A 20,504-nucleotide genomic window follows, 5' to 3' on the forward strand; every position below is an offset into this window, starting at 1 on the left:
CCTCCTATTATTAAGGTTGAATATTCTTGAAAACTCTTACAAATCCCAAAAATGAGATATAGGCAATCAAGGAACCTAAGAAAAACGGAATAAAAAAAGTGCTAATTTGAAAACTAACATAGATGAACAAAACACTAATTAACCCTATACCAAAAGAGATGACAGGATTCCCAAAGGTAAAAAAAATAGCGTTTCTCAGCCCAGAAACAATACCCGAGTACACATGAACTGTTACAGCAAAGAAATAAAGCGTGAAGACAAATAAAATTAAGGACAATGCGATAAACAAATAGGAAAATAACTCACTAAGGTTCTGCGCGAAAAAATAATAATCTACTGCTAAAATCACCCACAGAAACGAAATGATGCAACCCCCAATGACACTATGCTTGTAATTATCTTTGTAATAAAACCAAAAACTTTTAACTATTTTCAGTTCTACCTCATCATCCAAAATCTTTTTACGTATAACCCCAAACATAGCTGTAGTAGAAGGAAAGAAAACAAATGGAGTCAACATTAAAATCATGGTTACTAACAGAATATATTGCTCAATTTCATCTATTAACAACATGGAAATTGATAAATAGACAATAGGTAAATTAAAAATAAACCAGATAATGTTTACTGTTACAAACACAAGTATCCAATCAGTGATTTTATAAACCCTACCCGTTAAGCCATCAAGCTCCATTACATCCTTCCCCCCCATTATTGTAAATTGGAGACCAAGGTCTCCAATTTACTTATTTAAAGTTCAAATTTGCGGTAAGTGAATGTCAACTTCCTTCCCTTTTTCGGATGACCTTAAAACACCATCAATAATTGCTTGATTGATAAGTATTTGTTCCCCAGGAATTGGGGCAGGTTTGTTCTCCTTAATCGAAACTACAAAATCTCGTACCTTTTCTTTGAATATATCAATATTATGAGACTGAACAGGGATTGCAGTGCTGACATGATGATTATCAATATCATGGAATAAACTTATTGAGCCAATACCCCCATCCCATACTCCACTCCAAGGGCCACTTCCTGCGGGCGTTAGCTTAAGCCCTGCATCAGTACCCAGAAATAGAGTCGGTCCCAGGGAATCCATATGCATCGCCCATGATATTTTAAAATTCAGGACCTTGCCTCCCTCTAATCGAACCATAGCCACCCCAAAATCTTCCACTTCAAATTTTTCCGCTTCTGGATGGTAAGTTGGATTGGTACCAAAGTAATTAGATGTATAAGCTGAAACTGTTAATGGCTTTGGATAACCCAAAGCATTTAAAGCTAAATCTAAAGAGTAACATCCGATATCTGCCATTGCACCAGCTCCAGCAAGTCCCTTGTTTATAAAAGTCCCTCCAGGCATTCCTCTACGACGTCCCCCACCAGTCTGAACATAATACACATTACCTAATTTTCCAGATTGAACAATCTCTTTGACCGCCTGCATATTTGGATCATACCGCGGTTGAAATCCAACCGACAAAATTTTATCTTGTTTTTTAGCGGCTTCAACCATTTCTATACCTTGGTCTAGAGTTACTGCTAATGGCTTTTCAACAAGAACATGTTTGTTAGCATTTAAGGAGTCAATACTTGTTCGATGATGAGCTACATTTGGTGTACATACACTTACTCCGTCTAGATCCAACTCCAATAACCTGTTATGATCTTCAAAAGACTGAGCACCTTTAAGGTTTAATCTATCTATAAATTCCCTCGCCTTTCCAGGAACAACATCGGCAACCCCAACAATTTCAACATCTTCATTCATTTCCAGGTATGCTTTCGCATGTGCTGCAGCAATTCCACCACTACCGATAATCCCAATTTTCACTACTTTCCCCATTTTGATTAACCCCTTATTTGTTTTTTCTCGGCGAATAGCCGGCAGATTGATAAATAGCCTCTGTTAATTTAACTACTTCTTTCGCAAAATAACCCGGTACCAAAGCCTCATGCTTACCTAAAATTGCATCAATAAAACTTTTGTCTTGATTGGTCTCTTTTGCCGGTAAATCAGGTGTTTCTACAACTCCTCCTAATCTACGAATTGTAATTTTCCCATTTTCATAAAAGATTCCACCCGTTTCACCACAGAACACATACGTTTCATGCCAGCAAGGAGCATATCCAATGATATTCAACCCCACAAGTACATCTTGATCAAAACGTAATGAGGTGAAGGAATCTAATTCAACATTTGAATTATGTGTCTCTATTTGGGTACTCACTTCGGTAACGGATAAACCTGTTGTCCATAAAAGCACATCAATAATGTGACTACCTGAATCCATTAACATTCCGCCCCCAGATAACAAGGGATCTTGACGCCAAGTGCCTTCTGTTAAATGTTTCCAATCTTGATATAACGAAGCAGTTACGGATGTTAACTTTCCTATTTCACCGTTGCTAATTGTATCTTTAATAAACAAAAATTCCGGTTCGAAATGACGCTGATAGGAGACTTGAAGGACTTTATTATAATTATTTGCTGTATCAATTAGTTTCTGAGCTCCCTCCTCTGAACACGCCATCGGCTTTTCGATTAATACGTGACATCCATGCTTCAAAGAATCCATCGCTTGGTTGAAATGAAGAGTATGGAGACTACAGATTACAATTGCAGTCAGTTCAATTTCTTTTAACATCTCTCGGTGGTCACTATATTCTTTTACGTCCTCTAACTGGAATTTTGAGATGATAATATCTCTATTCTTTTTATCCGGATCGACCACAGCCGTTATTTCCACATAATTCAGTTTAGATAATTGTTGTACATGAATGTGGGATATACCTCCAGTTCCAATGATTCCTATTTTAACTTTCTCCATAGTTCACACCCTAAAAAATTATTTGAAATCCTAAACTATCCAGAAACTATTGGTCCATTAAATAAATAGTTTATTCATCTATTTAAAAAAGATTTCGAGATGTTCTTTAGCCTTTATAATCCCCTGTCTTTCGGATTCTAGCGACCCCCAATATCGATGATCTTCCAATTCAATACTAACAGGACCTCGATATCCTACTTTCTCCAAACGAATTGCTACTTTACCCCAATTAACCTCACCTTGCCCAGGAATGGTATATCGCCAGGAACCTTCAGAAAAATCATATTTATGTCCAAATGTAGATGGTAAATGACCAAATTCATATAAATCATCTGTTAGAATTTCAGCATCCTTACCATGACAATAATTTACATACTCCCCAAACTCTGTTAAAAATCTCAAATAATCAATTCCCAAACGAACTAAATGGGAAGGATCATAATTAAACCCAAAATGTTTTGAAGGTATTTCCTTAATCATCGCCCTTAACATTTCTGGTGTACACCCAATAGTAGGGTATTGAGGCGCTGGTCCAGGATATCCTTCTAGAGCAATAAAAATCCCATTTTCTTCTGCACTTCTTACTATTTCAGGAAATGTTTCTTTCCAGAGATTAAAACTTTCTTCACGAGTCATGTTTATATCTTCTGGAATAAGACACATAAACATTACTTTGGCACCAAATTCAGACATTTCAACCATCTGATTCTTAACCTTATCCACTGCCGCATCGCGAGTTTTTTTGTCCACACTTAGCAACTTTGTTTTACCAACTGCTCCAACTCCATCTATCGACCCTATTTCCAACCCGATATTTTTACAGATTTCCTTTACTTCCTTATTAATGTAAGGTAAGTCAATTACATCCAATCCAACTTTAGCAGCCCATTGAGTTGCTTCTTCTAAACCTTGTTTTGCTATATTCGGTGACAATCTCATCCCAATTTTATAATTCATAATATTTCCCCTCTCTACCTGATTTTTATTTTTTGCTTGATGATCTTAAATTCATCCAAGCGCCTTTACTTTATCCCACTAAACGTAATCCCCTGAATAAATGTCTTTTGCATAAAGAAAAATAAAATAATGATAGGCATCGTCATCATTGTAGATACAGCCATCATTAAGCCCCATTCAGTACCTTTTTGACTTTGAAACTGTTGAAGCCCTAAAGATAAAGTATATTTAGAATCCTCCGTCAAATAGAGCAACGGCCCAATAAAGTCAGTCCAAACATTCATAAATTGAAACAATCCTATTGCCAGAACAGCAGGCTTTGCTAAAGGAAGCATAATTTGCCAGTAGATTCTAAATTCACTAGCACCATCGATTTTAGCTGCATCTCTTAAGGTATTAGGTAAGCCCATAAAAAATTGTCTCATTAAAAAAATAGAAAATGGTACCCCAAAAAAAGCAGGGACAATCAACGGAAGAGGCGTTCCTACCCAACCTAATTTATTAAATAGGAGGAACAACGGAATCATCGTTACCTGCATTGGAATCATCATAACGGCAATTGTGATCACAAATAACACATTACGACCTTTCCACTCTAATTTTGCGAAACTGTACGCAACTAAAGGACAGGATAATACGACACCCAAGGTACTGAACACCGTAATAGCCGTAGTGTTCTTTAAATAAGTATAAAAAGGAATATACTGAGTTGCATCGACATAATTCCTCCATTGAAAAGGATTTGGAATCCATTCAGGAGGATAAGTAAATACTTGCGTTATTGGTTTCAGCGATGTTGACACCATCCAGACAAAAGGAATAATAAAAAAGGCAGATGCAGCTAATAAACACACCTGCGCTAAGGTTACCTGGAACTTTTTCTTTATTTTTGGTTGCACTTTTAACCCTCCTTATTTCCCTTGATAATGAACCCAACGTTTTGACGTAATAAATATAACCGCCGTTAAAGCCATAATGATGACAAACAGAATCCAGGCCATCGCAGAAGCGTAACCCATCTTAAAAAATTTAAATGCATTATCGTACAAATACATTACATAGAACGTCAAAGAATTTGCAGGTGTCCCTTGACCTTGTGTCATTGTATACGGTAATGTAAACTGCTGAAAAGCTCCTATTGAACCCATTACCAAATTAAAGAAAATGACCGGGGTTAATAATGGAAGTGTTACACTAATTGTCTTTTGGAACCAATTAGCACCATCAACTTCAGCAGCTTCATAAAGCTCATTCGGAATGTCACCTAATCCAGCAAGATAGATGATGACAGGTTGACCAATCGCCCATAAGGACATTAATATCAAGGATGGTTTTGACCATAATTCACTTCCAAGCCAATTCGGCCCTGGAATACCAACTACATCAAGCAATGAATTAACTAATCCGAAACCAGGATTCAATAGCCACATCCACAGAACCGCCAAGGCTACCTGTGGAACTAAGGTAGGTAAAAAGAAAATAGTGCGATAGATTGCCATTCCTTTTACTTTCATGTTAAGCATCATCGCTAAAGCTACACCAATAATAATACTTAAGGGAACGAAAAATACCGCAAAGTAAACCGTGTTGTAAATGGATTTCCAAAACAATTCATCGTTGAATAATTTATAGTAATTTTCTAGTCCTACAAATTCTCCCGGCTGTAATATACTGTAAGTCGTAAAACTGTAATAGATAGAAGAGAAGAGTGGAAATGCATAAAACAACACCAGACCAATAATCCAAGGAGATGCAAATAACCAACCTGGTATTGATGAACTTTTCGTTAGCTTTTTTCGTTGTTTCGCAACTACCGGCGCGTGAACAGCAGTGTTTATTTGCTCATTCTTAATTTCTTGTTTCAAAGAGTTTCCCCTCCTTCTGTTGTTAAGGCAAGGAGAGCAATCTCCCTGCCTTTATTACTACCTATTCTTTTAACGCCGAGTTCACTTTTTCATTTACTTTAGTTAGAATTTCCTCTGGAGTACCATTTCCACGCGTTGCACCTTCAACAGCGGATGCTAATTCATTCCAATAAAGTGATCCTTGAGTCATTACTGGCCTTGCATGAGATTCAGGAAGGATTTTGATAAACTGACTGAAGATCGGGTCATCTTTGTACCCAAGTTCTTCGTTTACTGAATCAATTACAGAAAAGTCTCGACTTATTTTACTAAATATTTTTTGTCCTTCTTCACCACCAAAAAACTTCAAAAATTCCCATGCCGCTTCCTTATTCTTTGCCCCTTTAGGAATTACAACTGACCAACCACCGGACCATGTCGTAAAGTTATCTCCTGTAGGAGTAGGCATAGGGGCAACACCGTAATTCAAGTCAGGTTTAAACTTTTCAATACTCGCTACACCAAAGTTACCATCTATTTTCATACTAAGTTGTCCGGTCAAAAACGGATCCATCGCCCCGGATCCCTGCGAATCTGTGAATCCAGCGATATCCTCTACTCCGTATTCCTTAGCGAAATCAGTAATCCATTGTAATGCTTCGACGTTTTTTGGATTATTTGCAGTTGCTGTTTGAGTAGAAGAGTCATAAAACTTTCCACCAAATGACCAACCCCATCCATAGAACCATCCTTGACCATACCAAGGTATAAAGCCAATTCGTTTAAATCTGTTCCCATCCTTTATAGTTAATTTCTTAGCAGCCTCTTCTAGTTCTGCTATTGTACTCGGCGGGTTTTCCGGATCTAAGCCCACTTCTTCAAATTGGTCTTTATTATAAAATAGTAGTCTAGAATCTGTTGTCGTTGGAATTGCATATAAATCTCCTTCATAGCTTGCTTCTTTCCATGAAAATGGATAATATTTATCTTGTGTTATCCCAGAAGACTCAGCTAAATCAGTAAGCTTTTCTAAGGAACCCTGAGCAGCCCAAGACGCCACCTCAAATCTATCAAAATATGCAACATCAGGCGGATTCCCTCCAGCAATTGCCGTTAAGAGTTTTTCATTCTGCCCCTCACCTTGGTTAGCTATATATGATGCATTAACTTTAATATCAGGATTCTGTTTTTCAAATTCTTTTATTACTTCCTCCACAGCATCACCAGATGTATCTGTCATAGAATGCCAGAAGGTTATCGTAGTTTTCCCTTTTCCTCCACCAGAACCCGAATCTGCATTCGAGTCACCCGTACTAGTTTGATCACCTGATGAACAACCCGTAATAAGCCCGAAAGAAATAAACATTAGAAGAAATACCAAAAATTTCATTTTATTAATACTCAAAAATATACCTCCCGTTTGTTTTTTTAATGCAGGACTACACTAATTGACCCTCCCTCCCATATTTTTTATAAACAAAGCTAAAAGAAGCTCTGATTACAGATGAATGAAAAAGTTATTTGTTTTAGAGTGAAGATTCTTAGTTGAGGTTATGCGAAAGATGAGGTAAAACACAAAACAATACATAAGTTAGTTGAGTTATATTGATATAATTATATAACATTTATATCCTTTGAATTAAAATCCCTTTAACACCTTACGATAAAAGGAAATAAAATGTTATTTTTTAAATTGTAACCGTTATCATTATTATACACAACAATTTTCGTATGTCAATAATACATTTTAAGTCATAGGTTATAAAACATATAATATTATAACATTTAATTTAATTTTAGGAACACAGGCCCTTTCAATTAGATGATGATGCCAGATAATACAATTGTTTATCCCTTTTAAATAAAACAAGACAAGGGTCAGCGATCACCCTTGCCTTGTTATTCATCCATGAGAAAAATATGCTTAATTTGTTCCATTCATAAGCTTTTTCAATTCTTCTACCGATAGTTCCGTATACTTTGCAACTACATCGTAAGACATTCCATCTTCTAGCATTCTTTTCGCCATAATTGTTTTACCTTCTTCTCTCCCCTCAGCCTTCACTATTCTCTCAAACTCGCCCAAAGAAATTGGCATACTGTCGTCGCAGTTATTATAAACCATTTCCTTTTCCTCCTTTGTTCGATTACTTGTTCTCTTAATTTTTTTGTTAATTCTAGTGGAATTTGTCGAAGAAGCGCAGGGACGAATCTTGCGCTTTCATTCAGATGATGTTGTTAGAACAAATTATTTACTCGTCAAATCAAAATCAAGCAAGGGTCAGCAATCACCCTTGCCTATATATTTATCGTGCTGAAAAGTGTGCTTATTTTATTTCATCCATAAGCTTTTTCAATTCTTCTACCGATAGCTCCGTATACTTCGCAACTACTTCGTAAGACATTCCATCTTCTAGCATTTTTTTGCAACCACTTTGTTACCTTCTTCCTTCACTTTTCTTTCAAACTCGCCCAAAGAAATTGGCATACTATCGCGGTTAATATAAACCATTTCCTTCCCTCCTTCGTTTCGATAACTTGTTCTCTTAGTTTTTTTGTTAATTCTAGTGGAATTTGTAGTAGGTAATCAATCTGGGGTGAAGAATGTAATAAACTCTTCAAACAATGGCAATGGCATTATTAACGAACAATTCCAATGTTCTAACAAAGGGTGAATTTCACTATGCACTGCATGGCATGTAATTGATTATGATGGATTATAGATAAAGACGATCCATGACTAACACAATTATATCACATAAATAGAACAAATGTTCTTTTTATTTAATGTCTTTTTAATTAAAAAAGAGAAGTGCGTGACACTTCCCTTCGTTTCGAAACGATGCATATCCTTTTATGTCCACATGTTAAGACAAACCTTATATAGGCTGGTTAAAAACGTTAAATGTGGGCAATCATATGCTTTTTACCGTTGTGCTTTGCAGTTAGAATCATTTTCACTGCATTCTCTTTTAATGTTGATGTTGCAAGTTATTTGGTGTGCAGACTGTGACAGCATCTAGATCATATTGGTATAGCATCCCTTATAACTGACGTATGCCTTTTCACCATAAGCCACCGCTTCTTCATTTACTCTTTCCTCTAAACTGCCACAAACGAATGTAATTTTCATATCAGGATGAACCGTAAGCCCGAAATATAAAAAAATAGCGCACCTTTACGGTACGCACAACGAACAGCCAGCTATCTGAAATTTTTTTCGGATAGTTGGCTATTTTGCACATGTGGCTTGGATATTTTCTGACCAAGGCATGTAGTTATGTAAAAGATCTGGCTGCTGGTGAATCGGTAAAGTTGGCAGCTCTGTTAGTAGCTTGACTAAATATTGATAAAAATCGATACCATTTGCTTTTACTGTTTCTGCTAAACTTAGACAAATAGCATTCGCTTTTGCACCTGCCTCGCTTACAGAGAACAGCCAATTTTTGCGACCGATTACGTTGGGACGAATTGCATTTTCCGCAGGATTATTATCGATTTCTAAATGACCATCATTAAGAAATGCTTTTAAACCATCTGCTCGGCTCAACGTATATTCAGCTGCTTTCGCCAACGCATTTTTACCGAAGAACAGTGAGCGATCAATCCAAGCGAAAAATTCATCCACGATGGGCTTTGATTCTTTTTGTCTGACTTGTTGGCGTTCTTCTGGTAAGAGGTGCTTGATTTTACGCTCAATCTGATACAACCGATCGCAGTAATCGACTCCTATTCGCCCGTTTATACTATCAGCTTTTAACCAATAACGCCTCGTGTGTGCCCAGCAGTTGGCGAACTGCACGTCAGGCAAATGACCGTAAGCTGAATAGCCATCGCAAATCACTGTTCCTTTAAAGCCTGTAATTAAGTCTTCCAATACAGCTCGGCTTCTTGATAAAGCGCTTTTGAAAAGGACTATAATAGGCCCTTGGCTTGGTACGCTACGGCATACCCAGTTATAAGCGTTCGATTGCCCGGATTTTCCGTCGGAACGTTTAATGATTTGGGCATAAGTTTCATCCACATGAAGCACAGATTTGGCTGTTAATAATTGCTTAATTAAATCATAAATTGGTTGAAGCCAATCTTCGGCAGCACGAATAACCCAGTTAGATAGGTTCTTATCATTTGTAAGTAGACCATATCGTTCCCATTCTTTTACCTGGCGGTAAAGAGGCAAGTACTGAATAAACTTATCATAGATAAGCTTAGCCAAAACAGTTGGTCCTGCAATGCTACGTTGAATGGCAGCTTGCGGTGCTTTCCCACGCTTGATTTGCGCTTTTTGAGTGGTATCTTTTTTGCACGCCGTGCACTCATAGGCATGCTCAATATGTTGCACACGCTTCATTGTAGCTGGAATGAATTTTGCTTCTTCACGTGCTATTGTTGTACCTACTTCTGTCATTTGATGAAGACAACAATCACATAGCGTATTAGCTGGATGATGGTGAACTTCTTCTATCTCAATATCGTTGCTAAATGAATCGTTTCTCTTTTTCTTCGATACTTTACGGACAACGGTATAGCTAACTGTTTCTGTGCTTTGTTCTTCTGTCTGCTCAGAATCGTTAAAAGACGGATCGTCTTCAAATAAAGAGCCTTGACCGTCTGGTGCTTGATACTTTGACTTTTCTGATTTAGAACCATATAAAGCTTTGGTTAATTGGCGGATTTGTTCGGTTAATGCCTCGTTCTGTTTTAAGGCCTTATCGAGTTTTTCCGAAAGCCTATTGTTTTGCTGATTGGAATTGGTCAATTGCTCCTCAAGAAGCTGAATTAATTTTTCATATTGTGCCCCATTATTTGAAGAAACATTAACCATTCGTCTCACCACTTTTCGCCCGTTTTCGTTACTTCTATTATACCATTTGGGACAAGAAAAATGAAGCTAAAAATGGCTATAAATCAACGTTTTGGTAGATTTAGAACACTCCTTTTGGTGATGGTTTTATTGCTTTTGGCTGCTGAATGGCTAACCCTTCTAGCAGCCAGCGAACCTCCTTTTGTGAAAGATTGCGTACTTCATTTTCATCTTTTGGCCATTGAAGTTTGCCGTTATCCAAACGTTTGTAAAGCATAGCGAATCCATCACCATCAAAGTACAAACATTTATAACGATCCTTGCTCCATCCGGAGAATAGGAAAATGGAATCGCCGTATGGATCCAGTTTGAATGTATCCTGAATCAGTGTGGCAAGGCCATCAATCCCTTTTCGCATATCAGTTTTTCCACAAATAATATAAATGTTTTTGACGCTTGTATAATCGTACTTCACGGATGTTTCAGCTCCCTCATAATGGTCCGGATTACGTACTCATCTACGCCGCTATGAAGGGAGATTTCAACGTTTGCCATTTTGATTGTGCAAATGCTGGTTAAAGATTCTTTTGGAGAAGTGGGTGGTAAATCCTTTTTACTCTCGGTATGAAGTGTAACGGGGACGATGGTTAATTTTTGTTGTGGCATAGAAAAAGCACCTCCTTTGATTGATATAAGTATCATACCAAGGGGTGCCATGTGTTTGAAATGCGTGGTTTAAATGGGGGCTTACGATGAACCGCCAATTATACCAATTATTAATATCTTCATAGAGATCTCCTCCTGAAAATTAACCTTTCACTGAACCCGAAGTAAGACCAGAAACGATTCGTTTTTGGAAAAGAAGAACAATCACAACAATCGGAATTGTAACGATGACCGTTGCAGCTGTAATATCTCCCCATGGTACCGTAAATTCACTTTGATACATGGCAAGACCAACAGGTATTGTTCTCCACTCATTCTCCGTATTGATGGTTAAAGCAAATAAAAACTCATTCCAGGCTGCAATAAAGACTAAGATGGCTGTTGTAAACACACCCGGTGCCGCGAGAGGAAAAATAATTTTTCTGTATGTTTGTAAAGGTGTCGCCCCATCCAGTTTAGCTGACTCTTCCAGTTGCGTAGGGATCTTTTGAAAAAAAGTAGACAAGAGCCAGATTGCCAGTGGCAAACTTACCGTAATATACGGAATAACCAAACCACCATAACTATTTCGAAGCCCGAGACTCGAAATCAAGTTATATATCGGTGAAATGATTGCAACCTGAGGAAACATTGCAGACGCGAGTACCAAACCTAGAAATAAACCTTTAAAACGAATAGGTAGCCTTGTAACAGCATATGCCGACATCGACGCCAGACCCACTGCTACTAATGTTGTAATTGAAGAAACTACAAAACTGTTCCACATGTATTTTAAAAGAGGCTGAGATGTTAGCGCTGATTTATAGGAACTCATTGTAACATTTGAAGTAAACCAATCAAATGAAGAGAATATTTCTTTTGTCGGTTTAATTGACGTTAAAAACACCCATATGAATGGAAACATGGTTAGAAAAATAAAAATTGCTATCGTAATATAAAAGCTAATACCTGCCTTCTTATTCATAGATATCCCCTCCTATCTGTTTGCCTTTTTCTCAAAAAGATCACTTCCAATGAATCGAATAAAAAGAACACTGATTAGAACAATGCAAAGGAAGACAATAATAGAGAGTGCAGATCCAGCACCAAAGTTTTGTTGCGAGAAAAAAGTTTTGTACGCGTAGACCGAAATGGATTCTGTAGAATTAGCAGGGCCACCACCGGTTAATACGTAAATTAAGTCAAATACACGAAAAGCATCAAGCGTTCGAAATAGCACGGCGACTAAAATAGTTGATTTTAGCATTGGTAACGTAATCTTAAAAAACTGGTTGAAGCGATTTGCCCCATCAACCTGAGCCGCTTCATATAATTGGCCAGGTATTGTCTGCAGACCTGCTAGGAGTAGAAGTGCCATATAGGGTGTTGTCTTCCATACGTCAGCTAGAATGATAGAAATGACTCCACCTGCACTAGTTGATAATAAATATCCAGTGTCAGCAATTAGCCCGATTCTTTCCAAATAATAAGCGATAATACCAGATTGACCATCATATAGAAAACGCCACATCATTGCTGCAACAGCAGTAGGGATCGCCCATGGAATTAGTACTGAAACCCTAACTAATCCCCTTCCGTGAAATACACGGTTAATGATTAATGCAATGATTAAACCGAATACCAACTCAAGTAAAACAGAAATTACAGTAAACATAGAAGTGAGAGATAATGACGACCACATCCGTCCGTCAAACAAATAATTAATATAATGTTCAAATCCAATAAAATTTGATTGAAGAATACTAGATTCGAGTGTAGTAAGTTGCTCCTTCACCGTTTTAATCGCGTTTGCCATATCAGTGGAGCTAGCTTCTACTCTTGATAAGATGTTAAGTGTTTCCTGTATGTAATTCTTGTAGGTTAAAGCAAAATCATTATCAATACTTGAATACCTTAGCTCATCATCGTTAACAGGTTCGAAGTTTATTAACATCTCTTCAACCATTTGATACTTTTGTTCTATCTCGGTATCTGCAAGCAATTGCTGGTGGAAACTGTCTAGGCCTGCAATCAAATCACTAAAGGTTTCTTTTTGCAATCCTGTTTCGTCAAAACTTTGGAGATTCTTCATTGAATTATTAACAAGAAAGTAATTGTCCGCATAGCGCTCTAAATCTATATGAGCACTGAGCATCTTTTCGGAACGTGTCGGATCATTCAATTGGTAATCAAACATACTGTTCCAAAATGAAACTGTTATGGGCCATATAATAACTGCAATAATTAAGATAATAGACGGGAGAATCATCAAATAGCCTAACTGTTTTTCATTTAATGAAAATGATCTTTTTCGGTTGACCTTATTGTTATCCCTCTTAATCGATGTTACCGATTTTGAGAGAGAGGTATTATGGTTATCCATCTAAGGGCCCCTTTCTTTTATTTTAGGGGAGATGAACGATTCATCTCCCCTATATGATTATTATGTTATTGGTCTAAAGCTTCCGTAATTTTCTTTTCCATGTTCTCAACAGCTTGTTGAGCTGTAATATCACCAACAAGGGCACTTGAAAGTTCAATTTGCATAATATCAGAAACTTCAGGATAGATTCCTGTTACCGGACGTGGAACTGCAGTCAATAATGTTTCAACAAAATCAGGATTTCCAAAAATCGGCACAGCTTCAGTAACATCCTCATCTTCATAGAGAGCTTCAATGGTAGGAGGTCTTCCGTCTGTCATAGCAGAAATCTTCTGTCCTTCTTCACCCGTGATGAATTTCACAAACTTCCAAGCTTCCTCGGTATTTTCAGTAAATCGACTAATCATCGTCATCCATCCACCTAAAGTAGCTGCAGAGCCTTTATCACCAGCAGGAAGTAAAGCTGTTCCTACATTTTCACTTACAACAGAACGTTCTTCATCTAGGGCTGAATTCCACATGTAGGGCCAATTTCGTGCGAATACTGCGTGTCCATCTATAAATGCTGTTTCTGTTTCAAGTTCGCGAAAGTTTACGATGTTACTAGGTGTAATGTCCGATTGAACAATCTCAATCATTTTTTCAATTCCTTTGATTGCTTCTGGGCTATTTATTACAACTTCCCCATTCTCGTCAATCACACTTCCCCCATAGCCTTCGATAAATTCAATAGCATTTACAACCAATCCTTCATATTGATTCGCCTGCAAAGCATATCCGATGTCTGTGCCGTTTTCCCCTTTATATTCTTCAGCCATTTCTATTAATTCATCCCAAGTTGTTGGAGGGGTTTCAACAATGTCTTTCCTATAAAATAGTAGTGCTGCATTAGTGTAACGAGGTATCGCCCACTGCCTACCATCTATATTACCGGCACGAACAGTTCCAGGAAAATACTCATCTAACTTTATATTGTCTCTTTCAATAAAACGGTCAAGAGGTAATGAATATTCAGATTGTACAAATTCTGCCGGCCAAATGACATCAGCATCGAATACATCAATTTCTGAACTTTTTCCCGCAAATGTAGTGACAAAGTAGTCATGTGCTGCACTCGTATCCGGCAATTCAAGTAGATTAATTTTAATGTTTGGATTTTTTTCTTCAAACGCTTGAATTAATGGGTCTACATTACCAGCTTTAGACTTTGCCCATGTAATTGTGATAGTTTCTTCTTCCATTTTTTCAGTTACTTCTGGTTCTTCAGTTTTGTTACTTCCTTCATCGTTTTCGGATGACTCAGGCGTAGTTGTCTTCCCTTGCCCACTACACGCCGCTAATATCAAAATAAATGTAATTATTAAAAAATAAAGTAACGATTTTGCTTTCATCATAAAAACCTCCTCTAGTTACTGATTATTTCAGATAGTTTTAACAGAATTTCTTTCGATAAGATTTGCCTTTAGAATAATTTCCTCGGATCGCATTGACTGAATGTTATTGATAGATTCAATCATTTTCTGAATTGTTATTTTACCCATCTGTTCGATGGGCTGTTGTATTGTCGTCAATTCCGGGGAAACGAATGTCCCTATTGGCTGGTTATCGAAACCCATAACTGATATATCCTGAGGAACTTTCCACCCGGAATCTAGTGCTGCTTTGATAAATCCAACAGCTATTTCATCCCCTCCACTAAAAACTGCAGTTGGCCTAACTCTCATATTTGCAACATTATTAAAAACCTCAATACCACCGGCAGTTCCGTATACATTGTCAAAGATCCAGTCCTTATTAATTTTTAAACCTGATTCTTTCAGTGCTTTTTCATAGCCTTGTTTTCTTCCGACCGAAATGTTAAATTGCGATATACCGCCACAAAAAGCAATTTTCTCATGCCCGTTGTCAATAAAATGTTTAGTTCCAATATACGCGGCTTCCTCGTGATCAAGACCAATGCTCGGGACTTCTACCTTTGGATCAAATTGATTACAACAAACGATAGGACCATAATTAACAAATTCTTTTATGTTTTCCCAGTAGTTGGCCATTGAAGCAAGAATAATGCCGTCGACTTGATTTGTAATGAGTAATCTAAGAAAATCAATTTCTTTTTTCTTACTATTTCGAGTGTTACAAAGTAATAACTGGTATCCCAATTTTATGACATCTTTCTCAAGTTCCTCTAACAACAATCCAAAGAATGGATTGCTAATACTTGAAACTATGACAGCAATTGTTTTAGTTTTTATATTTCGTAGGCGCTGTGCAGAAACATTAGGCATATAATCTAATTGTTCTATTGCTTCCTTGACTTTTTTTCTTTTTTCTTCACTGACATGGGGATGGTCATTGATAACCCTTGAAACTGTTCCCCTTGATACCCCCGATAGTCTAACAACATCTTCAATTGTTATAGCTTTTGTCTTTATTTTCATTATTCCACCTCAGACTATAAATCTACTAATATTTTATCCCTCCTACGTTTCACCGTTGGGAACGTTCACATAGAGGTCGTTTTTAAATTGGGAACGTTCACACTTCCACGGTAACAATATAACACGTAAGCGCTTTCTTTGCAACAATATTTTAAAATTCATTATATATTTACTAACATTCACAAAACTTTGTATGTTCAAAAGCTCGATTGACTGTTACAGCGATACACATTCGAGATAATCTATCAGCGCCATCACTACTATAACGATTCTGTACCTAGTAAACATAAAAGTTGTATGCTCTATAGGAGAGTCATAAGATCTGCCTTGGAGTTCCTTTTGAAGTTTTGAAAAGAGATTTAGTCGTTTTAAATAAGTAATCAATGTCCCAGTGCATTCCATAAATGCGTATTAACTCTTTTCACTAAACGTACAGTTCATTACTCCTATAGCTAACCACTGACTTTTCTAATTTCGGTTTCGCACAAAAAAACGCAGGAACTATTCTTTTAGAGAACAATCGGAAGTTTTGCGATAAAGAAGACATAACTAGCGGATTTGATCTGCTAGTTATGTCTTTTTCTGATTATGTATTAAGCGTACACGTGAAATTTCTGATTGTCACAGAAGAATGGTTTAATGATACCTGATACTTTAATGGACATTTGTCCTTTTGAAGTACCAGGTACCTTTTTTCGGAGCTCAACGAACTGCCAAACGGGAGTTAAGATTGTAGGTTAACTACCGTTGTGGATGTGCAAGAACCCTCTCAGCCATTTAAAAAATATGTCGACTAGTTGTTTGTGATAAATCCTAACACGATTAGTTATTTCCCTTTATTAATCGTTTAGAATTACTAAACATAAAGATAAAATCTTTCAATAACAGGAGGGAAACCGAATGAAATTCAATCAAACCGCAAAAACTTTCGTAACCGTCTCAGTATGTAGCGCAATTTTAACCATGCCCACTTTGAGTTATGCAGCTAACGGAAACGCTGAATCTGCTATTTCCAAAAATCAAACTGCTGTAGAAAATGTCTTGAAAAATCCGAATGCAGGACAGTCTACTGGAATCGGAACTTTCCAAGTGGAAGAAACAACAATTGCACAAATTCAAAAAGCTCTTCAGACAGGGCAACTTACCTCTGTTAAACTAGTCCAAATGTATATAGACCGAATCAAGGCTTATGATCAAAAAGGACCGGCCATTAATTCAGTTTTAACTCTAAATCCCGACGCGCTTGAAATTGCTGCCGAAATGGACAAGCAGCGTGGCAAAGGCAAAAAAGGTCCTTTATACGGTATCCCAGTTCTTTTAAAAGACAATGTGGACACAAAAGATAATATGCCAACAACAGCTGGAACAATTGCCTTAAAGGATAACTACGCAAGCAAAGACTCATGGGTTGCAGCAAAACTTCGCGAAGCAGGTGCAATCATTCTCGGAAAAACAAACATGAGTGAGTGGGCATATTTCATGACACAAGGTGCTCCAAGTGGTTATAGCGCCATAGGCGGACAGGTGAAACACCCTTATGGACCAGACACATTTCCTGCTGGAAGTGTAGGGGGATCAAGTTCAGGGTCTGGGGCAGCTATTGCATCGAACTTCGCTACTGTAGCAATCGGTACTGAAACATCTGGTTCTATCCTTAGTCCGTCTAGCGCAAACTCAATTGTTGGAATTAAACCGACAGTTGGTTTAGTGAGCCGCACAGGAATTATTCCCCTTTCTATGAGTCAAGATACAGCTGGTCCAATGGCACGAACTGTTAAAGATGCAGCAGTTACATTAGGGGTGTTAACAGGTGTTGATCCGACAGATCCCATTACCGAGACAAGTGAAGGAAAAGCATTAACTGATTATACTAAACACCTTAAAATTAATGGATTAGATGGCGCACGAATCGGTATTGATTACGGATACCTTAGAAATAGTGAACAAAGAGAGGTTATCGAAGAAGCAATAGAGGTAATGAAGAGCCAAGGAGCTATTATTGATGAGGTAACTATCCAACGACTTACTCATCGTTCTCAAGTATTGTGGTATGAATTTAAACATAATTTAAATGATTATTTGAGTAAAACTTCTGATGATGTACCAGTTAAAACCCTTGCAGATATCATTGAATTTAATAAACAAGATCCAGAGGTTAGAATGAAGTATGGCCAAATTCACTTAGAACGGTCTCAAGCTCTCAGCGATAGCTTAGACAATCCGACTTACCTAGAACAACGTGCGAATGACCTGAAATACTCTAGAGAAGCTATTGACTCTGTTATGAAAGATAATGATCTTGATGCATTACTTTTTGCTAATAATAATGGCGCAGCAACACCTGCTAAAGCAGGATACCCATCTATTACCGTCCCAGCAGGTTACACAGAATCCGGTATGCCTGTTGGTGTTACATTCTCAGCAACGGCTTATAGCGAAGCACGTTTAATCGAACTTGCCTATTCCTATGAACAGCATTCAAAAGTTCGTGTTGCACCCGTGTGGAAATAAATAATTTTTTGGAAGCGCAAGAACCCTCTCCGCGGTTCCGTTTGCAATATAACAAGGCAAGGGGCGTCAATTCACCCTTGCCTTGTTATTCATCCATGAGAACAGTGTGTTTAATTTATGCAATCCATAAGCATTTTCAATTCTTCTACCGATAGCTCCGTATACTTCGCAACTACTTCGTAAGACATTCCATCTTCTAACAATTTTTTCGCAACCGTCCTCTTTGCTTCTTTTTCACCTTCTTCTCTTCCTTCTTTTTTGCTTTCTAATTTACCCTCTGCTTTAAATCCGTTTGCAATGGCAATACTAGCAGCGAAATATGTAAATGAAACAAAAGGTGATGCAGAACAACGCTATCAGTTTAAGGTTAAATTAATGAAATTACTGTTGCAAAAAAGCAAGTATCCTCACGAATATAATAGTATGTATATCTCGGTATTAATCTACTTCATTGATTACCTACTGCAAATTCCACTAGAATTAACAAAAAAACTAAGAGAACAAGTAATTGAAACGAAGGAGGGAAGGGGAATGGTTTATATTAACCGCGATAGTATGCCAATTTCTTTGGGCGAGTTTGAGAGAATAGTGAAGGCTGAGGGGAGAGAGGAAGGCTGATTTAAGTAGTTTGTCTTCACTGTAGTCACTAATTTTAAACAAATTGTATTGATACGTTAACGAGGTCCTTTATTTCAATGTGAATAATAAGCCATTTTTCCTCACCAGCCTTGACCCCCGCTTACTAAAACAAGGCAAGGGTCAGCAATCACCCTTGCCTTGTTATTCAACCATAAGCTTTTTCAATTCTCCTACCGAAAGCTCCGTAAACTTTGCAACTACTTCGTAAGACATTCCATCTTCTAGCACTTTTACAACAATTCTATTCGAGTTTTTTTTGCCATTCTATTTCTTGTTTCCGTTTCTTTTCATTAATAATCTCTTTAAACAATTCTTCAATCAGGATAAAATTGTGTAGAAAAACAAATATGCTATTATTTCCACCATGATGATACCAAAATAATGGAGATACCAAATACCGGCATCTCCAGTTTACTATATTAAATGGTCTTAACAGCTGCATATACCTCTTCTAATGTTTTTCCCATTGATGATTCTACGGCTGCAACATAGCCCCCTTCAACTAGCGGAACATTTTCTCCGACTATGATGTTTTCATATCCAGAAAGTTCAACTGCTAGTTCAGCATTCATCATTGCGCTTCCAAGGTCATATAGGAGCAAGACACCTTTTTCATTGTATACCTCTTCAATAGCTGCTAAGATCTTGTCGATACTTGTTCCAATTTCACCATCATTCGTACCACCAGCAACACTAATTGGAACATCAGTCATAACTTGGCTTATTAGGTCATAAACTCCATCAACTATCTTTGAACTATGTGAGATTAGAACTATTCCAACTGATGACATGTAGTTATTTCGCTCCTTCTGAAAGTACTTCTGCTAGGGCTTCGAATAAATAATAGGAGGACATAGATCCCGAATCAATGTGTCCAATTGATCGGTCACCAAGGTATGAAGCCCGTCCTTTTGTGGCCTTTACATCTTTCGTTGCTTCTGCTGCCTCCCTTGCTACATCTTTTAGTTTATCTGAATTAAATTCATTAGTTTCCTTAAAAAGTTTTACAACAGGAGACCACACATCGACCATAGTCTTTTCTCCCGGTTGCGCTTTACCTCGCATGATGATTCCATTTAGCGCCTCGTCTACACCAGTAGTAAATGTTTCAAAAGTAGATTCCTTTTCGTTTAGAGCCATTGATAATTTTAAAAAGGCTGTACCGTATAAAGGTCCGGAAGCACCACCAACTTTACTCATCAGGGTCATCGCAACATCTTTTAATACATCTGATGAAGAATTATAATTAGTAGCAGATATTTTTGACACTACTTCGCTGAAGCCTCGCGATAAGTTTATACCATGATCGCCATCACCGATTGCCTGATCTAAGGAAGTAAGGTATTCTTTGTTTTCTTGCACTTTAATACTCATTTTTTCCATCCACATAATTGTCTGTTCAGTCGTTAACAAAATATCAACTCCCTTTTTATTCAGTAAAATCCTTCTTTT

19 protein-coding genes and 1 pseudogene are annotated in these 20,504 nt (G+C 37.5%); 2 read left to right on the plus strand and 18 right to left on the minus strand.

Annotated features, from left to right (window positions below; genetic code table 11):
• Window positions 1-10 precede the first annotated feature (10 nt).
• The 15 genes and pseudogenes from NC799_RS06765 to NC799_RS18480 all read right to left on the minus strand — a co-directional run.
• Window positions 11-694: a YesL family protein gene (locus tag NC799_RS06765; protein WP_272445634.1), complete on the minus strand. Its 684-nt coding sequence runs from the start codon at window positions 692-694 to the stop codon at window positions 11-13.
• Window positions 695-757: 63 nt separating this feature from the next.
• Window positions 758-1,846, minus strand: coding sequence for a Gfo/Idh/MocA family protein (locus NC799_RS06770; protein ID WP_272445635.1), 1,089 nt, complete (start codon window positions 1,844-1,846; stop codon window positions 758-760).
• A gap of 13 nt (window positions 1,847-1,859) precedes the next feature.
• The gene (locus NC799_RS06775) at window positions 1,860-2,831 is read right to left on the minus strand and encodes a Gfo/Idh/MocA family protein (protein ID WP_272445636.1); all 972 of its coding nucleotides are present in this window, start codon (window positions 2,829-2,831) and stop codon (window positions 1,860-1,862) included.
• 78 nt (window positions 2,832-2,909) lie between these two features.
• Entirely contained in the window at window positions 2,910-3,788 is an 879-nt protein-coding gene (locus NC799_RS06780; protein WP_272445637.1) for a sugar phosphate isomerase/epimerase family protein, read from the minus strand.
• A gap of 65 nt (window positions 3,789-3,853) precedes the next feature.
• Entirely contained in the window at window positions 3,854-4,687 is an 834-nt protein-coding gene (locus NC799_RS06785) for a carbohydrate ABC transporter permease (protein WP_272445638.1), read from the minus strand.
• Between the two features lie 12 nt (window positions 4,688-4,699).
• Window positions 4,700-5,653 (minus strand): carbohydrate ABC transporter permease, encoded by a 954-nt coding sequence (locus NC799_RS06790; RefSeq protein ID WP_272445639.1) that lies wholly within the window; start codon window positions 5,651-5,653, stop codon window positions 4,700-4,702.
• Between the two features lie 61 nt (window positions 5,654-5,714).
• Entirely contained in the window at window positions 5,715-7,037 is a 1,323-nt protein-coding gene (locus tag NC799_RS06795) for an ABC transporter substrate-binding protein (protein ID WP_272445640.1), read from the minus strand.
• 519 nt (window positions 7,038-7,556) lie between these two features.
• Window positions 7,557-7,757: a hypothetical protein gene (locus NC799_RS06800; protein ID WP_272445642.1), complete on the minus strand. Its 201-nt coding sequence runs from the start codon at window positions 7,755-7,757 to the stop codon at window positions 7,557-7,559.
• A gap of 1,107 nt (window positions 7,758-8,864) precedes the next feature.
• Window positions 8,865-10,457: an IS66 family transposase gene (tnpC, locus tag NC799_RS06805; protein ID WP_272445862.1), complete on the minus strand. Its 1,593-nt coding sequence runs from the start codon at window positions 10,455-10,457 to the stop codon at window positions 8,865-8,867.
• A 100-nt stretch (window positions 10,458-10,557) separates the two neighbouring features.
• Window positions 10,558-10,911, minus strand: coding sequence for an IS66 family insertion sequence element accessory protein TnpB (tnpB, locus tag NC799_RS06810; protein ID WP_272445643.1), 354 nt, complete (start codon window positions 10,909-10,911; stop codon window positions 10,558-10,560).
• A 333-nt stretch (window positions 10,912-11,244) separates the two neighbouring features.
• Complete coding sequence (locus NC799_RS06815; RefSeq protein ID WP_272445644.1) at window positions 11,245-12,066, minus strand: carbohydrate ABC transporter permease; 822 nt, start codon at window positions 12,064-12,066, stop codon at window positions 11,245-11,247.
• A 12-nt stretch (window positions 12,067-12,078) separates the two neighbouring features.
• A complete protein-coding gene (locus NC799_RS06820; protein ID WP_272445863.1) occupies window positions 12,079-13,350 on the minus strand; it encodes a carbohydrate ABC transporter permease in 1,272 nt (423 codons plus the stop codon).
• Window positions 13,351-13,529: 179 nt separating this feature from the next.
• Complete coding sequence (locus NC799_RS06825) at window positions 13,530-14,858, minus strand: ABC transporter substrate-binding protein (RefSeq protein WP_334313847.1); 1,329 nt, start codon at window positions 14,856-14,858, stop codon at window positions 13,530-13,532.
• A 27-nt stretch (window positions 14,859-14,885) separates the two neighbouring features.
• On the minus strand, window positions 14,886-15,902 hold the full coding sequence (locus NC799_RS06830; protein ID WP_272445646.1) for a LacI family DNA-binding transcriptional regulator: 1,017 nt from the start codon (window positions 15,900-15,902) through the stop codon (window positions 14,886-14,888).
• 264 nt (window positions 15,903-16,166) lie between these two features.
• A pseudogene (locus tag NC799_RS18480) lies at window positions 16,167-16,391 on the minus strand (IS4 family transposase); the annotation flags it as partial.
• Between the two features lie 411 nt (window positions 16,392-16,802).
• Here NC799_RS18480 and NC799_RS06835 point away from each other — a divergent pair.
• Complete coding sequence (locus NC799_RS06835; RefSeq protein ID WP_272445647.1) at window positions 16,803-18,413, plus strand: amidase family protein; 1,611 nt, start codon at window positions 16,803-16,805, stop codon at window positions 18,411-18,413.
• Between the two features lie 297 nt (window positions 18,414-18,710).
• Window positions 18,711-19,031 carry a hypothetical protein gene (locus NC799_RS06840; RefSeq protein ID WP_272445648.1) on the plus strand — a complete coding sequence of 107 codons (321 nt, stop codon included), beginning with the start codon at window positions 18,711-18,713 and terminating at the stop codon, window positions 19,029-19,031.
• Between the two features lie 262 nt (window positions 19,032-19,293).
• On the opposite strand, the gene NC799_RS06845 is transcribed toward NC799_RS06840, so the two are convergent.
• From NC799_RS06845 to dhaL, 3 genes are read right to left on the minus strand one after another with little or no spacing between them, the layout of a single operon-like run.
• On the minus strand, window positions 19,294-19,446 hold the full coding sequence (locus tag NC799_RS06845; RefSeq protein WP_272445649.1) for a hypothetical protein: 153 nt from the start codon (window positions 19,444-19,446) through the stop codon (window positions 19,294-19,296).
• 25 nt (window positions 19,447-19,471) lie between these two features.
• Window positions 19,472-19,843, minus strand: coding sequence for a dihydroxyacetone kinase phosphoryl donor subunit DhaM (gene dhaM / locus NC799_RS06850; protein WP_272445651.1), 372 nt, complete (start codon window positions 19,841-19,843; stop codon window positions 19,472-19,474).
• Window positions 19,844-19,847: 4 nt separating this feature from the next.
• A complete protein-coding gene (gene dhaL / locus NC799_RS06855; protein ID WP_334313848.1) occupies window positions 19,848-20,465 on the minus strand; it encodes a dihydroxyacetone kinase subunit DhaL in 618 nt (205 codons plus the stop codon).
• Window positions 20,466-20,504 lie beyond the last annotated feature (39 nt).

Origin of the sequence: Aquibacillus salsiterrae (assembly GCF_028416595.1) — a bacterium.
GTDB lineage: Bacteria > Bacillota > Bacilli > Bacillales > Amphibacillaceae > Aquibacillus_A > Aquibacillus_A salsiterrae.

Excerpts from the sequence above, each read along its gene's own strand:
- NC799_RS06765 (WP_272445634.1), bottom strand. The coding sequence starts at position 694 with ATGGAGCTTGATGGCTTAACGGGTAGGGTTTATAAAATCACTGATTGG.
- NC799_RS06770 (WP_272445635.1), bottom strand. The coding sequence starts at position 1,846 with ATGGGGAAAGTAGTGAAAATTGGGATTATCGGTAGTGGTGGAATTGCT.
- NC799_RS06775 (WP_272445636.1), bottom strand. The coding sequence starts at position 2,831 with ATGGAGAAAGTTAAAATAGGAATCATTGGAACTGGAGGTATATCCCAC.
- NC799_RS06780 (WP_272445637.1), bottom strand. The coding sequence starts at position 3,788 with ATGAATTATAAAATTGGGATGAGATTGTCACCGAATATAGCAAAACAA.
- NC799_RS06800 (WP_272445642.1), bottom strand. The coding sequence starts at position 7,757 with ATGGTTTATAATAACTGCGACGACAGTATGCCAATTTCTTTGGGCGAG.
- tnpC (WP_272445862.1), bottom strand. The coding sequence starts at position 10,457 with ATGGTTAATGTTTCTTCAAATAATGGGGCACAATATGAAAAATTAATT.
- NC799_RS06815 (WP_272445644.1), bottom strand. The coding sequence starts at position 12,066 with ATGAATAAGAAGGCAGGTATTAGCTTTTATATTACGATAGCAATTTTT.
- NC799_RS06820 (WP_272445863.1), bottom strand. The coding sequence starts at position 13,350 with ATGATTCTCCCGTCTATTATCTTAATTATTGCAGTTATTATATGGCCC.
- NC799_RS06825 (WP_334313847.1), bottom strand. The coding sequence starts at position 14,858 with ATGATGAAAGCAAAATCGTTACTTTATTTTTTAATAATTACATTTATT.
- NC799_RS06830 (WP_272445646.1), bottom strand. The coding sequence starts at position 15,902 with ATGAAAATAAAGACAAAAGCTATAACAATTGAAGATGTTGTTAGACTA.
- NC799_RS06835 (WP_272445647.1), top strand. The coding sequence starts at position 16,803 with ATGAAATTCAATCAAACCGCAAAAACTTTCGTAACCGTCTCAGTATGT.
- NC799_RS06840 (WP_272445648.1), top strand. The coding sequence starts at position 18,711 with ATGGCAATACTAGCAGCGAAATATGTAAATGAAACAAAAGGTGATGCA.
- dhaM (WP_272445651.1), bottom strand. The coding sequence starts at position 19,843 with ATGTCATCAGTTGGAATAGTTCTAATCTCACATAGTTCAAAGATAGTT.